Consider the following 15,457-nt stretch of genomic DNA (forward strand, 5'->3'; position numbering starts at 1 on the left):
CCCGCCCGCTCGGCAAATCACGGCATCCATGGGGCCTGCGGGGGCTCCGCCGCACTTTTTCGGCGGCGTGAGACTTCCGTGCAACGACGGAGACATGATCACAAATTGCCGAAGTCGGGCCGCTCAGGCCGGAATTGTCTTGAATGCGCCGCTATCTTCGGCCATCTGGCACAGCAAAGGTCCCAATCGGCGGCTTGGGGATACTGCAAGGGCGATGATGATCAGACAAATCCTGACGGTTTGCGCGGTCGCGGCAGCGGGCGTGACGGCAACTTCGTTTGCCGAGGCACAGCAGGTCTATCAGACCGCGCCTGGAGCGTACTCACCGGCGCCGACGCCTTACCCGGCCGATGCGCGCGGCCAGGGGCAGGATTTTGACGCGCTCGACGATGAGAATGCGCCTGGCAATTCCGCGGCGTTGCCGCCGCCCGGCCCGGTGATCTCGCCGGACGATCCGCGCTACGGTCGTCCAGCCAATGCGCCGGTTTATGGTGCTGCGGCTCCGACCGGTCCCATCCTTTCTCCCGACGATCCTCGTTATGGACGTCCGGCCGGTGCGACGGTCTACGGAGCCGCTCCGACCGGCCCGGTGATGTCCCCGGATGATCCGCGCTATGGCCGCCCGGCTGGTCCGCCCCCGGTAATCTACGGTGATCGTCCTGCCTCCAGCCAGCAGGCCTATGGTGGCGCCAGCGCGCCCGGTGGCGACGCAGGCGCGCCGCGGCCGCCCGGCGCCGTCGGTGGCGCTCCGGCCGTCGCGGGCGCGGCACAGGCCCCGGCCGCCGGAGATCGGCCGATGACGGTGGCAGCTCTGCCGCCCGAGGAACAACCCGATGCGGCGCCGGCGCCGCTGCCGCCGAACCTGCGCCGCCAGGAGGTCGACTTCGTCACCAAGGAGCCGCCGGGAACGATCGTCGTCGATACGCCCAACACCTACCTCTATCTGGTGCTCGGCAACGGCCGGGCGATGCGCTACGGCGTCCGTGTCGGCCGCGAAGGCTTCACCTGGACCGGCGTGCAGAAGATCACCAAGAAGACCGAGTGGCCGGACTGGTATCCGCCGAGCGAGATGATCGAGCGGCAGCCCTATCTGCCGCGCTTCATGGCCGGCGGTCCCGGCAATCCGCTCGGTGCCCGCGCGATGTATCTCGGCTCGACCGTGTACCGCATCCACGGCACCAACCAGCCGTCGACGATTGGCAAGTTCGTGTCGTCGGGCTGCATCGGCATGCTGAACGACGACGTCGCCGACCTGTTCGACCGGGTCAAGGTCGGCACCCGTGTGGTCGTGATGCCGGGCGGTGCGCCTCCAGGTTCCAGCAAGAACATGGCTGCTGCCGCGGCCCCGGCCCAGGCGCCCGTCCAGGCCCAGGCGACCGTGCCGGCGGCTGGCCAGCCCGCCAACATGCAGCCGCTGCCGCCGCCGGTGACGATCCGCTGAGGCGGGCGCGTGCGAGCTGATCACGTTGAAAACACCCTCCTCGGAGGGTGTTTTGCTGTGAGGGCCGCTCTCGTCTGCTTTTAAGCCAGCCGGCGCGGCGGCTCGGCCCCTGCGAGCCAGGTGGCGATGCAATCGACCATCTGGCCGTAATGGGCGCGAAAACTCTCCTCGGTGACGTAGCCGAGATGTGGTGTGAGCACGACGTTGCCGAGCCCGCGCAGCGGATGGGTGACCGGCAGCGGTTCCACCGAGAACACGTCGAGCCCGGCACCGGCAATGCGCTGGTCGCGGAGCGCCTGCAGCAGCGCGGCCTCGTCGACGATCGGCGCGCGCGAGGTGTTGACGAGATAGGCGGTCGGCTTCATGCGCGCGATGTCGGCCGCGCCCACCAGCCCGCGTGAGCGATCGCTGAGCACGACGTGGACGGTGATGACATCGGCGGCGGTGAACAGCTTCTCCTTGGTCGCGTAGCCTACTCCCGCCGCCTCGCAGCGTTCGGGCGTCAAATTGGGACTCCAGGCGATCACGTTCATGCCGAACGCCTTGCCGAGCTCTGCGACCTTGGTGCCGAGCTTGCCCAGCCCGATTACGCCCAGCGTCTTGCCCTCGATCTCCACGCCGCCCAGCGCCTGCCAGGGCTCCCCGGCGTGCATGCGCGCGTTCTCCTGGCCGATCCTGCGCGTCAGCTCCAGGATCAGGCCCATGGTGAGCGGTGCGGTGGGGTCACGGCCATATTGCGTGCCGCAGACGACGACGCTGCGTGCCTTGGCGGCCTCCATGTCGATGGCGGCGTTGCGCATGCCCGAGGTGACCAGGAGCTTCAGCTTCGGCAATCGCTCGATCAGGGAGCGGGGCAATGGCGTCCGCTCGCGCATCGCGCAGATGATGTCGGCATCGGCGAGCCCGCTGGCGGCCGCTTCCTCGTTGCCGAACGGCTGTGTGAAGGCCGTCACATCCACCCTGTCGGCCAGCCGGGGCCAGTCGGCTAATGAGAGGGCTGTATCGTAATAGTCGTCGAGGATCGCACAGCGCAGCCGTGTCATCGGCAGGGTCCATTCATCGGGGGACGGCGGCAATGGTGAATGCCGTCAGGAATGGAGCCATGCTTGCGCGCAACGGGCTGGTTGCGCAAGGCATCGTGACGCTCTTACGCGGACCCAGGCGACGTCAATCGAGGCGGGACTTCAGCCGGAACGCGGCGTCATGGCCGTACTTGGCGCGCCAGGCGGGGCCGGGGCCGCGCATGTAGTGCAATTCTGGCCGGTACGGGTTGAAGGCGCGCGCGACGAATTCGCGCCAGAAGCCGCGGATGTCGTCCGCGATCCCGGATCGGTCTTTGCGGTGTGCCGCCGAAGCGGGCAGGGAGGCTGACGTGAAGGCTGCCATGACGGGCTCTCGCTGTTGTCGGTCGCGGCTTTTGCCGCTTGGGCACGCGGGTCTTGCGGGCCGAGACCGAGTGTCCCGCCGAATTAATTAAAAGATGGTTGCAATTGTCGTGATCGGCCGCACACAAGGTGCCGGACCCGTAATCGTCCGTGGACGGCAGGCCGGGCCGGCGCGAAGTTTGACCGGGATTCTCCCGGCATTTGTTCCGGCCGAGACCGGCTCGCCGGTTGCCCTTTGGGGACCGCGCGGTTACATCAGCGGCAACCATTTTCCGAAAATTCCGGCAGGCTTCAAGGGACACGCGATGGCGCGCCAGTTCGTCTACTTCATGCAGGGTCTGTCCAAGACCTACCCGACCCGCAAGGTGCTCGATAACATTCACCTGTCGTTCTATCCGGACGCCAAGATCGGTGTGCTCGGCGTCAACGGCTCGGGCAAATCGACCCTGCTCAAGATCATGGCCGGCATCGACAAGGACTATACCGGCGAGGCCTGGGTGGCCGAGGGTGCCCGCGTCGGCTATCTCGAGCAGGAGCCGCAGCTCGATCCGAAGCTCACGGTGCGCGAGAACGTCATGCTCGGCGTCGGCAAGCAGAAGGCGATCCTCGATCGCTACAACGAGCTGGCGATGAACTACTCGGAAGAGACCGCCGACGAGATGACCAAGCTGCAGGACGAGATCGAGGCGCAGGGCCTTTGGGATCTCGACAGCAAGGTCGACCAGGCGATGGATGCGCTGCGCTGTCCGCCCGACGATGCCGACGTCACCAAGCTGTCCGGCGGCGAGCGTCGCCGCGTCGCCTTGTGCAAGCTGCTGCTCGACCAGCCCGAGCTGCTGCTGCTCGACGAACCGACCAACCATCTCGACGCTGAATCGGTGTCCTGGCTCGAAGGTCACCTGCGCAATTATCCGGGCGCGATCCTGATCGTGACCCACGATCGCTACTTCCTCGACAACGTCACCAGCTGGATCCTGGAGCTCGATCGCGGCAGGGGCATCCCCTACGAGGGCAACTATTCGTCCTGGCTGCAGCAGAAGCAGAAGCGGCTGGAGCAGGAGGGCCGCGAGGATGCCGCGCATCAGCGCACTTTGGCGCGTGAGCAGGAGTGGATCGCGGCGTCGCCGAAGGCCCGCCAGGCGAAGTCCAAGGCGCGCTACCAGCGCTATGAGGAGCTGCTCAAGAAGGCCAGCGAGAAGCAGACCCAGACCGCGCAGATCATCATTCCCGTCGCCGAGCGGCTCGGACAGAATGTGGTCGATTTCGACGGGCTGTCCAAGAGCTTCGGCGATCGCGTGCTGATCGACAACCTCACCTTCAAACTGCCGCCGGGCGGCATCGTCGGCGTGATCGGTCCGAACGGCGCCGGCAAGACCACGTTGTTCCGCATGATCACGGGACAAGAGAAGCCGGATGCCGGCACCATCACCATCGGTGAGACCGTGCATCTCGGCTATGTCGACCAGTCGCGCGACGCTCTCGACGGCAACAAGACGGTATGGGAGGAGATCTCCGGCGGCAACGAGCTGATCCTGCTCGGCAAGAAGGAAGTCAACTCGCGCGGCTATTGCTCGGCGTTCAACTTCAAGGGCGCCGACCAGCAGAAGAAGGTCGGGGCACTCTCGGGCGGTGAGCGCAATCGCGTGCATCTCGCCAAGATGCTGAAGTCGGGCGCCAACGTGCTGCTGCTCGACGAGCCGACCAACGATCTCGACGTCGACACCTTGCGCGCCCTCGAAGAGGCCTTGGAGGATTTCGCCGGCTGCGCCGTCATCATCAGCCACGACCGCTGGTTCCTCGACCGTATCGCGACCCACATGCTGGCCTTCGAGGGCGACAGCCACGTCGAATGGTTCGAAGGCAATTTCCAGGACTACGAGAAGGACAAGATGCGCCGTCTCGGCCAGGACAGCGTGATCCCGCACCGGGTCAAGTACAAGAAGCTGACGCGCTGATCTCAGGACATCGCGAGGCGCGACGCTGTCTTCGTTCCGGGACAAAGCGTCGCGCCCAGGCTGCGGCCAGTTGTCGCTTCCATGTGCGACGTGATTGCGTAGATAGTCGTTCCGCAATCCCATCCAGCCGCGAGAAAATCCCATCATGTCTTCCCCCGACGCGACCCTGTCCTCCAAGGGCGGAGCGCTGCGCCCCATACCCATGCTGATCTTCGGCTCGCGCTGGCTGCAGCTGCCGCTCTATGTCGGGCTGATCATCGCGCAGGGCGTCTATGTCGTGCTCTTCCTCAAAGAGCTCTGGCACCTGTTCGCCCACGCCTTCGATTTCTCAGAGCAGCAGATCATGCTCGCGGTGCTCGGCCTGATCGACGTGGTCATGATCTCGAACCTGCTCGTGATGGTGATCGTCGGCGGCTACGAGACCTTCGTGTCGCGGCTCAATCTGCAGGGCCATCCGGACGAGCCGGAATGGCTCAGCCACGTCAATGCCAGCGTGCTGAAGATCAAGCTCGCCATGGCGATCATCGGCATCTCGTCGATCCATCTGCTGCGCACCTTCATCGAAGCCGGCGCGCTGTCGTCAGGCAAGTCGAACTACACCGAGACCGGCGTGATGTGGCAGACCATCATTCACACGGTCTTCATTCTCTCCGCCATCGGAATCGCCGTCGTCGACAAATTGTCGAATGCCGCGATCGAGGAGGCGAAGCAGGCGGCGGGGCATTGAGCGGAAGAGTCGAGTTCCGGCGCATGGCCTGCTGACGTTCACAAGCGCCGCGAGCCATGCTAACCCTATTGCATGGCTCGGCAGTTGCTCTTCGGTTTGCGCAGGCTCGTCCTGATTGGTGTGGCGCTCTGCATCCTCGGCGATGGCCAGGCGAGCGCCGCCGACGGCGACTTCACGCAATTCGTGGCTTCGCTCTGGCCCGAGGCCAAGGAGCAGGGCGTTTCGCGCGCGACGTTCGATGCCGAGACGCGCGAGCTCGAGCCCGACTACAAGCTTCCCGACCTGCTGCTGCCCGGCCGGCCCGCGACCGGAGCGCCGGCGCAGGCCGAGTTCGTGCAGGTCCCGGCCGACTACATCAAGGAAGCCTCGATCGCGCGGCTCGCCGCGTATGGCCAGAAGCTGATCCAGCAATATCGTCCCGCGCTCGCCGAGATCGAGCGCCGCTTCGGCGTTCCGGGACCTGTCGTGCTCGCCATCTGGGGCCGGGAGACCGATTTTGGCCGTTACGCGCTGCCCTATGACGCGCTTCGGGTGCTGGCGACGCAGGCCTATGTCGGCCGCCGCAAAGACCAGTACCGCACCGAATTCATCATGGCGCTGAAGATGCTGAGCGACGGCGTGGTGTCGCGCCGCGATCTCAGGGCGTCATGGGGCGGAGCGGTCGGGCTTACTCAGTTCCTGCCGTCGGAGTACTACAAGCACGGTGTCGATCTCGATGGCGATGGCAAGATCGATCTCTGGCATTCGGTGCCGGACGCGCTGGGCTCGGCGGCGCTGCAGCTTGCGAACAAGGGCTGGCAGCGCGGCGTGCGCTGGGCCTACGAGGTCAAGCCGCCGGCGAATGTCGACTGCGCGATCGGCGTGCCGGAGGTGAAGAAGCCGATCGGCGAATGGCTGCGCGCGGGCTTCATGCCGGTGCATGGCCAGCGCCTCAGCGCTGCCGAGCAGCAGCAGCCGGCGTCGCTGCTACAGCCCGAGGGCATCTATGGTCCGGCGTTCCTGACGACGGCGAACTACTTCGTCATCAAGGAATACAATTTCTCCGATCTCTACGTCTTGTTCGTCGGTCATCTCGCGGACCGCATGACGAATCCGGCCCCGTTCGCGACGCCGTGGGCGGCGTCGAAGCAGCTTCGAAGCAAGGACGTCGAAGCGATGCAGAAGGGCCTGACGCGGCTCGGTCTCTACGGCGACAAGCTGGACGGCAAGGCCGGCATGCAGACCCGTGCCGCGCTCGGCGCATTTCAGAAGAAGGCAGGGCTGAAGGTCGACTGCTGGCCGAGCGAGGCGGTGCTGCAGGCGATCAACGCTGCGCGCTGATCGAGCGGATTCCGCGGATGACCCGGGCAGCAAAAAGCCCGGCCGCTGGGCCGGGCTTGCTGCGAAGCGACGCGTCGTCAGGATCAGTAGCAGACGCGAACCGGGCGGGACACCCAGCCGTAACCGTCCCAATAGCGCTCACGGCGCCACACGCAGGGCGGCGGGCCCGGCGGAGGGCCTTCGACGTAGACCGGACCGCCATAGGCCGGGCGGCTGGACGCGATTGCGCCGCCGAGGAGGGCGCCGCCGATCAGGCCGGCAGCAACGCCGGCACCCACGTCGCCAGCCTTGGCGGCCGGTGCCGTCACGCTCAACGAACCGGCGATGGTCGCAACCGCAAGCACTGCGGTCAGGATCTTCTTCATGTTCCGAGATCTCCTGGAAGGCACCCTCGCGGGCACCAGGTTAGTGATTCACGCACGATCTGGGGCCGTCAGCATCGTGAGAAAACACGACAATCCGTCAACCCTTCGTAAACTCTGTCCGACCTGATGCGACGGGAAAACGGTTTTTTATGGCCGCGCAGGCCGCCGTTCTCGAAATTCCGGTGCAAGGTCATGGAATTAATGAAGGTGAACGATCACTCGCAAACGCGGACGCGGCGAATCCGCCAGCCATAGCCGTCCCAGAAGCGCTGGCGCTGCCAATAGCAGGCGTAGCCAGGATCGGCGACGTAGGCAGGCCCGCCGTAATAGGAGTAGCCGGGTCCGTAAGAATATCCGGGCCCATAGTAATAGGGATTGCCGCCTGCGGCGATGGCGCCACCGATGAGGGCGCCCCCGAGCAGGCCGGCAGCGACACCGGCAGCGACACGACCACCGCGCGCTTCGGCGGGAGCAGGGGCCAGCGCTGCGGTCGACAGCGTCGCGACGGCGGCCAGGGCCGCAAGAGTCTTCTTCATGACCTTAACCTCTCTCACTCCAGGTCGGCGGATCGCGCATCAGGCGATACGGCAGGTTCACACATCCCGCTTGAATGATCAATGAACGGGCGCGTCCCATTGGACGACCCATCTCCGGGATACGTTCAATGCTGCATTGCACAAAAATCGCCGCCGGTCAGGAGCAGGCATGACCCCCGGGATGACGATCGTCGTGGCCATCGGATTGACCTCGGCCGCCTGCTACGCGCTGCTGGTTCGCGCCGGCCGCCGGCCCCACCACCGCCGCTCGTCCGCGGACAGCACCAGCGTCGATTCCGATGGGGCGTCCAGCTCCAGTCAGGGGAGCGGTGTCGCAAGTTGGTTTTCCAATACCTCGTCGGACGTGATGGGAAACCCGATCGACGGCGGAGGTGACAGTGGCGACGGTGGTGGAGGGGACGGTGGTGGGGGCGACTGAGTTGCAGCGGCTTGATCGCCGCCCGCCCATATTCGGCGGCAACTTTGATCTGCGGCAAGCTCGTATAGTTGGAGGCATTCTAGATTGATCGGGAAATTGGAATAGCTTCAAAAGCGCCGTTTTCCCTTTGCGCGGGTAGCTGCGGATGACTATCGATACCTGACCAAGTACGACTGGCCGGTTTCTCATGATTGTTTGTTCCTGCAACATCATCAGCGATCACGACATCCGCAACGCGGTAAAGTCTGCGGACGAACTGCCGCGGAACCCCAAGCAGGTCTACGGCTGCCTGGGTTGCAGCGCGGAATGCGGCCGCTGTGCGCGCACGATCAAGACGATCATCGACGAGGCGCTGGGTCCCTGTGCCCGCGCCTGCCAGGCCGGCTGTCAGCACGGCCACCATAATGGGACGACGCCGGCGAAGGCGATCGATGACGACCTTCAGAGCCGTTTCGCGCTCGCTGCCTGCTGACAGGCATTGCACTCGGTCGCGTCGTTCTCCGCCCGAAAAATGCACATGAACGGGGGTCGTCTCCGCACTTCGAACCTGTTATTGAGCGCCTGCGGCCTCTAACTTTTTCGGAGCTTATCCATGCAGGGCGACCCCAAGGTCATCGAATATCTCAACAAGGGATTGCGCAGCGAGCTGACTGCCATCAACCAATATTGGCTGCACTATCGCCTGTTGAACAATTGGGGCCTTCTCGACATGGCGAAGGTCTGGCGCAAGGAATCCATCGAGGAGATGGAGCACGCCGACAAGTTCACCGACCGCATTCTCTTCCTCGACGGCTTCCCCAACATGCAGGTGCTCGATCCGCTGCGCATCGGCCAGAACGTCAAGGAGATCATCGAATGCGATCTCGCCGCCGAGATCGGTGCGCGGACGCTGTATCAGGAGGCCGCCACCTATTGCCACGGCGTCAAGGACTACGTGTCGCGCGACCTTTTCGAGCAACTGATGAAGGACGAGGAGCATCACATCGATTTCCTCGAGACCCAGCTCGACCTCATCAACCGCATCGGGCTCGAGCTCTACACGCAGAAGCACGTCGGCGGCCTTGAGAGCGAGCACTGACGGCGGCGGCGAGGGGGCAGTCCGCTTCGGAACGGGGCGATTCAGGGCTGGTGTTTCAAGCCTTGAATCGACCGCCTTCGACCTCGGGCGTGCCTACTGGATGATGCCGAAGGCGGTGACGGGCACGACCCAATAGACGAGCTGCGTTCCCGCAAACGCGCTCCTGAGCCGCTCCAGTAGCCGCTCGAGATCCTCTTCCGGCAACACGATCCGCACGACGACCTCGTCGGCATGTCCTTTCACCCGCTCTGCGGCGCTCCGCAGCCGGACGCGCGCGCCGTGTCCGGCCGCTTCCGAGGCGGTGAAGCCCGTCACGAGATCGGTCTGCTCGCTCAGATGGTCGAGCACCTCGCTGTGAAGCGCATCCGGCACGATCAGGGTCAGGCAGACGGCTTGGCTGCTCATGTCGCTTCCTTCGCAGCGGCGCCGTAGCGGCGATACAGGATCGGCAACAAGATCAGCGTCAGCAGCGTGGACGACAGCAGGCCGCCGATCACGACGATCGCGAGCGGACGCTGGACCTCCGATCCGGGCCCCGATGCAAACAGCAGCGGGATCAATCCCAGCGCCGTGATGCTCGCCGTCATCAGCACAGGCCGCAGCCTGCGCTTGGCGCCTTCGACCACGATGCGCTGCTCGGGGACCCCGTGAGCGCGCAACTGGTTGAAGTGAGACACCAACACGACACCGTTGAGCACGGCGATTCCGAGCAGGGCGATGAAGCCGACCGAGGCCGGGACGGACAGGTACTCGCCACTCAAGACCAGCGCGAACACGCCGCCGATCAGCGCAAAGGGAATGTTGACGAGGACGAGCAGGGCCTGGCGCACCGAGCCGAACGTGGTGAAGAGCAGCACGAAGATCAAGCCGATCGCGACCGGCACCACGACGGACAGACGCGCGGCCGCACGCTGCTGGTTCTCGAACTGCCCGCCCCATGTCAGCCGATAGCCGGACGGCAGCGGCAGCTCGGTTGCGACCCTTTGCTGGGCCGCCTGGACGAAGCCGACCATGTCGCGGCCGCGGACATTGCTGCGAACCACGCTCATGCGGTTGCCGTCCTCCCGGTCGATCTTCACCGGGCCGTCGACGCGCTGGATGCGTGCGACCTGAGAGAGTGCGACATGCTGGCCGGACGCAAGCGTCAGCGGCAATGCCGCCAGCATCGTGGGCGCCTGCCGCGTGGCCTCGCTGCCGCGGACCAGGATCGGCGTCCGGCGTCCCTCCTCGAGCGCGGTGCCGATCGTCCGGCCTTCGATCTGCGTGCGCAGGGAGGCCGAGATCGAGTCCACCGTGAGCCCGAGGCGGCCCGCCTCCATGCGGTTGACGGCGATCGTGTAGTACTGCGCGCCTTCGTTGAGCGTCGTGTAGACGTCCTGGGCGCCGTCGATGTCGGACATGATCGCCGACAGCTTGGCTGCGATCTCGTTGAGCTTGGTGATGTCCGGGCCGAAGATCTTCACCGCGACGTCGCCGCGCACGCCGCTGATCATCTCCTGCACGCGCATGTCGATCGGCTGCGTGAAGCTGAGCGAGACGCCGGGAAAGCCGGTCAGGACCTCGCGAAGCTTCTCGAGCAGGGCATCCCGATCGCTGGTCTGCCTCTGGTCCGCCGGCTTGAGCACCAGGAACGTGTCGGTCTGATTGGGGCCCATCGGATCGAGCCCGAGCTCGTCGGAGCCGGTGCGCGCGATGATGCCGGCGACGTCGGGCACCTTCATCAGGGCCGCCTGCAGCCGGGCATTGATGGCGAGGGACTCGTCGAGATTGACGGACGGCAGCGTCTCCACGCTGACGATGACGTCGCCTTCGTCCATCGTCGGCATGAAGGTCTTGCCCAGCTGGGTGTAGCCATATCCTGCGGCAACGAGGCCGACCAGCGCCGCTATGATCACCTTGCGCTCGTTCCCGAGCGCCCAGTCGAGCGCGGGTGCATAGACGCGCTGCGCTGCGCGGATCAGCAATGGATCGTCATGCGACGCGGATGTGAGCACGAAGGATGTTGCGACCGGAAGCACCGTCAGCGCCAGCAGCAGCGACGCGGCCAGGGCGAAGATGATCGCCAGCGCGACCGGAATGAAGAGCTTGCCCTCCAGCCCCTGCAAGGTCAGCAGCGGAACGAACACGATGATGATGATCAGGACGCCCGAGGCGACCGGCTGCAGGACCTCGCAGACGGAGCGGTAGACGATGTGGATCAGCGGCGTGGTGCTTGCGTGATCGTGCTTGGCGAGATTGCCGACGATGTTCTCGACCACCACGACCAGCGCGTCGATCAGCATGCCGATTGCGATCGCAAGGCCGCCGAGACTCATCAGGTTGGCGGACATGCCGACAGCCCGCATCACGATCAGCGCCATTACGATCGCGAGCGGCAGGCTGAGCGCAATCACCAGCGAGGCGCGCCAATTGCCGAGGAACAGCAGCAGCAGCACGACGACGAGCACCGTGGCTTCGCCCAGCGCCCGGACCACCGTGCCGACGGCGCGGTTGACCAGCCGGCTGCGGTCGTAGAACACGTTGATGGTGACGCTGCTCGGCAGCGACGGCTTCAGCTCATCCAGCCGGGCCCGAACGTCGCGCACCAATTGTCCGGCGTTGGCGCCGCGCAAGCCGAGCACGAGCCCCTCGACCGTCTCGCCCTTGCCGTCTTTCGTGACGGCGCCATAGCGGGTGAGGGCGCCGATCTTGACCCGCGCGACGTCGCTGACCCGGATCGGGATTCCGTCGCGGGTGTCGACGATGATCGCGCGGATGTCGTCGATGCCGCGGATGCTGCCCTCGATGCGGACCAGCGCGCTGTCCTCGCCCTGGTTGACCCGCCCGGCACCGTCGTTGCGGCTGTTGGCCTCGATGGCCTTGCGAAACAGCTCGGACGAGATGCCGCGCGCCGCCAGCGCATCGTTTCGCGGCACGATTTCGAAGGCGCGAACATAGCCGCCGAGCGCGTTGACGTCGGCAACCCCGGGCACCGTGCGCAGGGCCGGGCGGATGACCCAGTCGAGCAAGGTCCGGCGCTCGGCCAGCGACAGATCCGGACTGTCGATCGTGAACATGAACATCTCGCCCAGCGGACTGGTGATCGGCGCAAGGCCGCCGCTCACGCCCTCGGGGAAGTCGCGCGAAATGTTGGAGAGGCGCTCCGACACCTGATTGCGGGCCCAGTAGATGTCGGTGCCGTCCTCGAAGTCGACGGTGATGTCGGCCAGCGCATATTTGGTCGCCGAGCGCAGGATCTTCTTGTTCGGCAATCCGAGCAGCTCCAGCTCGATCGGGACCGTGATGCGCTGCTCGACCTCTTCCGGCGTCAGGCCGGGGGCCTTCATGATGATCTTCACCTGGACCGGCGAGACGTCCGGAAAGGCATCGATCGGCAGGCTCGGCAGGACGACAGCGCCCGCGCCGATCACCAGCAGCGTGCTCAGGATGACGAAGAGCCGCTGCGACAGCGCGAATGCGACCAGCCGCTGCAGCATCTACTGCCCCAGTCGCGAGAGGATGCCGCGCAGCGCCGAGATGCCGCCGATGGCGATCTCGTCCTTGTCCGTGAGGGGGCCGGCGATGACGACGTGATCCTGATCCTCCGCGAGCAGCGTCACGGGGACGAGCCGGAAACCGCCTTCCGTGGCGACGAACACCGAGGTCTGCTCGCCGCGACGGACGAGGCCGCTATAGGGAATCTCCCATGCGCTTTCGCCTGCCGAGATGAAGCCGATGCGAGCGGCCGCCATCTGTCCGGAATGCAGCTCGCCATTGTTGGGAATCTCGGCGCGGACGAGAATGGTCTGCGTGGCGGCATCCGTGGTCTCGGACACCAGGATGACCTGGCCCGGTGTCGCATAGCCTTCGATGTCGACCTTGGCGCCCGTCTTGATCGCGCCGATGTTGGTCGCGGGAATCGCGATCTCGGCCCAGAGCGGCGACAGCCGCGCGAGCTTCACCAGGGACGCGGCCTGCTCCAGGCGCTGGCCCGGCGATACCGCGATCTCGACCACCGACGCAGCACGCGGCGCGGTGACGGTAAGCGTGGCGCTGATCGCCGCATCGCTGCTAAGCCGGGAGATCGCCTCGTCGGACAGACCGCTGATGTGCAGCATCTGCCGGCGTTCGGCGACGACGATGCTGGCCTGGCGCGCTTCCGCCTGGCTCGACTCCAGCACGCGTTGCGGGATGGCCTTGCCTTCGAACAGGTCGGCGTTGCGCTTCAGTTGCTGAGCCGCGAGGCCCTCCTGGGCCAGCGCATGCAGGTAGTCGCGCTGCAGTGAGACGAAGCTCGGACTTTCCAACGTAAGCAGCGGCTGTCCGACGGCCACGCGATCGCCGCGGGCGACGGCGAGGTTGGTGATCATCCCCGCGACCGGCGCGCTGACGACCCATAGCTGAGGCGTGGGAATGACGATCTGCGCGGGATAAGGCAGCGTCCTGTCCATCCGGCTGGAGATCGGATGCGTCACGCGCACGCCGAGGTTCTGCGCCTGGCTCGGCGTGAGCTTCAGCTCATCATCGCCTGACGCGGCGCAAGGCCCGACGACGAGAGCCAGCGCGAGAGCTGCGCGGCACAGACGGGCCGCAGACCGGTGGAGGAATCGCTTGGGCATCTCGACTAGGTATCTTCAGGTGCATGCATGACACATTCTGTACACTATTTCCGCCGATTCCCGCGACTGTTGACCTGGGTCAATCGGAGCTGGTCACGAACCCGGGAGGTCACTTCTCCTACTGCCAACGAGTCGCATTGGTGGCAGTCGCACGCGCCAGCGTCTCACACGGCATCGGCTGGAACGAAACAGCTGATGATGATGTCGCCGCGGTGATGGACGTACCACACCACGGCTTCGCCGATCGGGTTGCCGCGGTCGCGGATGATGGCGCGCTCCGGTACCGCCATCCATCGGCCCTCGATCGGTACCCAATAGGTGCCGTCGCGCACGTCATAGGTCGTGCGGTGGCCGTCGGAGATATCGCAGCACGGCACGCCGTTGGGCGCGATCACGCTCTTGAACCACGCGCGAATGTCGGGCGGGACGTTGTCGAACTGCCCGTTGTCGAAGGCGGCCGCGACGGTCGCGCAGGCGAGCGAGCCGATCATGACAGCGGCCAGCATCGTCCTGCGCATTCGTCTGCTCCCTCCGCCGACCTACATGCCGCGCTGCGGCGCCGTCGCCAGCAGGTCGCGCAGCGCCTCGCTGTAGAACTTCGCGTTACCGGTGGTCAGGTGGCCGCGCGTCTCGGCCGAGGTCGGGATGAGGAAGAGCTTGCCGTTGGCGACGCGCTTCATTGCGTCCACGGTCACACCGGTCTCCGGCGGGTTGCGTTCGTCGTCCGCTGAATTGATCAGCATCACGGTCGCCTTGATCTTGTCGAGATCGGCGGACGGATTGTAGTCGTGCGAGGAGTCCCACTGATAGATGAAGTCGTTGGCGTCGGTGGGGATCGGCGTGGCGAGCCGCTCCTCGACCAGCTTGTCGGCCTTGGCAGCGGTCGGCGCCGCGAGCTGGTAGGCGATGGTGCCGCCGGCCGAGGCGGTGGCGTAGGCCGTGACGGCGTATTTCATCATGCGCGGCTGTGCGGTGTAGTTGCCGCCGTTGTAGTCGGGATCGTTGCGGATCGTCTCCAGCATCAGCCGGCGCAGCATCCAGTTGCGGGCCGCCATTTCGGTCGGCTGCGAGGCCATCGGCACCGCCACGTCCATGAACTCCGGATAGCGCGTGGCCCACACCCAGCTATGCATGCCGCCCATCGAATTGCCGATCACGAGCCGCAGGTGCTTGATGCCGAGCCCCTCGGTCAGCAGGCGGTGCTGCGCGTCGACCATGTCGGCATAGTCATAGGCGGGAAATTTCGTCTTCAGCCCGTCGGAGGGTTTTGACGATTTGCCGTGGCCGATGCTGTCGGGAATGATGATGTAGTATTTGCTCGCGTCGAGCGGCTGGTCCTTGCCGAACAATACGCCGGCGAAGGTCGGCCCCAGCATGCTTGCGCCGGAGCCGCCGGTGCCATGCAGCACCAGCACCGGCTGTCCGCTCGGCTCGCCGACCGTCGTATAGTGCAGCCTCAGCTCCGGCACCGTTTCGCCGGTGTGAAACTTGAAATCCTTGACGACGAAGTCGCCCTGCTTCGGGGCGGGATAGTCGGCGGCGCGGGCCGGCGCGCAAAAAACGATGACGGCGGCAAAAACGGCGGCAAGCGGTCGAAACATGGACTCCCCCTG

General features: G+C 65.5%; 15 protein-coding genes. 6 read left to right on the forward strand and 9 right to left on the reverse strand.

Features of this window, described 5'->3' with window-relative positions:
* Positions 1–214: 214 nt before the first annotated feature.
* The gene (locus tag ACQR1X_RS00190; RefSeq protein ID WP_316177822.1) at positions 215–1,441 is read left to right on the forward strand and encodes a L,D-transpeptidase family protein; all 1,227 of its coding nucleotides are present in this window, start codon (positions 215–217) and stop codon (positions 1,439–1,441) included.
* Positions 1,442–1,521: 80 nt separating this feature from the next.
* Here ACQR1X_RS00190 and ACQR1X_RS00195 read toward each other — a convergent pair whose 3' ends face one another.
* Positions 1,522–2,484, reverse strand: coding sequence for a D-2-hydroxyacid dehydrogenase family protein (locus tag ACQR1X_RS00195; RefSeq protein ID WP_434892898.1), 963 nt, complete (start codon positions 2,482–2,484; stop codon positions 1,522–1,524).
* Positions 2,485–2,608: 124 nt separating this feature from the next.
* Positions 2,609–2,827 carry a hypothetical protein gene (locus tag ACQR1X_RS00200; protein WP_315804516.1) on the reverse strand — a complete coding sequence of 73 codons (219 nt, stop codon included), beginning with the start codon at positions 2,825–2,827 and terminating at the stop codon, positions 2,609–2,611.
* Between the two features lie 304 nt (positions 2,828–3,131).
* Here ACQR1X_RS00200 and ettA point away from each other — a divergent pair, with 304 nt between their 5' ends.
* From ettA to ACQR1X_RS00215, 3 genes are all read left to right on the forward strand, one after another.
* Positions 3,132–4,781: an energy-dependent translational throttle protein EttA gene (gene ettA, locus ACQR1X_RS00205; RefSeq protein ID WP_315804535.1), complete on the forward strand. Its 1,650-nt coding sequence runs from the start codon at positions 3,132–3,134 to the stop codon at positions 4,779–4,781.
* Positions 4,782–4,926: 145 nt separating this feature from the next.
* Entirely contained in the window at positions 4,927–5,508 is a 582-nt protein-coding gene (locus ACQR1X_RS00210; RefSeq protein ID WP_315804517.1) for a TIGR00645 family protein, read from the forward strand.
* 72 nt (positions 5,509–5,580) lie between these two features.
* Complete coding sequence (locus ACQR1X_RS00215) at positions 5,581–6,828, forward strand: lytic murein transglycosylase (protein ID WP_434892899.1); 1,248 nt, start codon at positions 5,581–5,583, stop codon at positions 6,826–6,828.
* A gap of 83 nt (positions 6,829–6,911) precedes the next feature.
* Here the strand turns inward: ACQR1X_RS00215 and ACQR1X_RS00220 are convergent, their stop codons facing one another.
* Both ACQR1X_RS00220 and ACQR1X_RS00225 read right to left on the reverse strand, forming a co-directional pair.
* Positions 6,912–7,193, reverse strand: coding sequence for a hypothetical protein (locus ACQR1X_RS00220; RefSeq protein WP_434887321.1), 282 nt, complete (start codon positions 7,191–7,193; stop codon positions 6,912–6,914).
* 215 nt (positions 7,194–7,408) lie between these two features.
* Positions 7,409–7,729 carry a hypothetical protein gene (locus tag ACQR1X_RS00225; RefSeq protein ID WP_434892900.1) on the reverse strand — a complete coding sequence of 107 codons (321 nt, stop codon included), beginning with the start codon at positions 7,727–7,729 and terminating at the stop codon, positions 7,409–7,411.
* Positions 7,730–8,355: 626 nt separating this feature from the next.
* Here ACQR1X_RS00225 and ACQR1X_RS00230 point away from each other — a divergent pair.
* Both ACQR1X_RS00230 and bfr read left to right on the forward strand, forming a co-directional pair.
* Complete coding sequence (locus tag ACQR1X_RS00230; protein ID WP_434898117.1) at positions 8,356–8,640, forward strand: (2Fe-2S)-binding protein; 285 nt, start codon at positions 8,356–8,358, stop codon at positions 8,638–8,640.
* A gap of 120 nt (positions 8,641–8,760) precedes the next feature.
* Positions 8,761–9,246, forward strand: coding sequence for a bacterioferritin (bfr, locus tag ACQR1X_RS00235; protein WP_315717837.1), 486 nt, complete (start codon positions 8,761–8,763; stop codon positions 9,244–9,246).
* A 93-nt stretch (positions 9,247–9,339) separates the two neighbouring features.
* Here bfr and ACQR1X_RS00240 read toward each other — a convergent pair whose 3' ends face one another.
* The 5 genes from ACQR1X_RS00240 to ACQR1X_RS00260 all read right to left on the reverse strand — a co-directional run bounded on the left by ACQR1X_RS00240 (position 9,340) and on the right by ACQR1X_RS00260 (position 15,445).
* Positions 9,340–9,651, reverse strand: coding sequence for a DUF3240 family protein (locus ACQR1X_RS00240; protein ID WP_315804523.1), 312 nt, complete (start codon positions 9,649–9,651; stop codon positions 9,340–9,342).
* A complete protein-coding gene (locus tag ACQR1X_RS00245) occupies positions 9,648–12,722 on the reverse strand; it encodes an efflux RND transporter permease subunit (RefSeq protein WP_316238361.1) in 3,075 nt (1,024 codons plus the stop codon). The genes ACQR1X_RS00240 and ACQR1X_RS00245 overlap by 4 nt, the downstream gene beginning before the upstream one ends.
* On the reverse strand, positions 12,723–13,844 hold the full coding sequence (locus ACQR1X_RS00250) for an efflux RND transporter periplasmic adaptor subunit (protein ID WP_315804357.1): 1,122 nt from the start codon (positions 13,842–13,844) through the stop codon (positions 12,723–12,725).
* A 164-nt stretch (positions 13,845–14,008) separates the two neighbouring features.
* Positions 14,009–14,362 carry a hypothetical protein gene (locus tag ACQR1X_RS00255; protein WP_434898118.1) on the reverse strand — a complete coding sequence of 118 codons (354 nt, stop codon included), beginning with the start codon at positions 14,360–14,362 and terminating at the stop codon, positions 14,009–14,011.
* Positions 14,363–14,383: 21 nt separating this feature from the next.
* The gene (locus tag ACQR1X_RS00260; RefSeq protein ID WP_434898119.1) at positions 14,384–15,445 is read right to left on the reverse strand and encodes an alpha/beta fold hydrolase; all 1,062 of its coding nucleotides are present in this window, start codon (positions 15,443–15,445) and stop codon (positions 14,384–14,386) included.
* Between the last annotated feature and the right edge of the window lie 12 nt (positions 15,446–15,457).

Source organism: Bradyrhizobium sp. HKCCYLRH3073, assembly GCF_051167995.1.
Classification (GTDB): Bacteria; Pseudomonadota; Alphaproteobacteria; order Rhizobiales; family Xanthobacteraceae; genus Bradyrhizobium.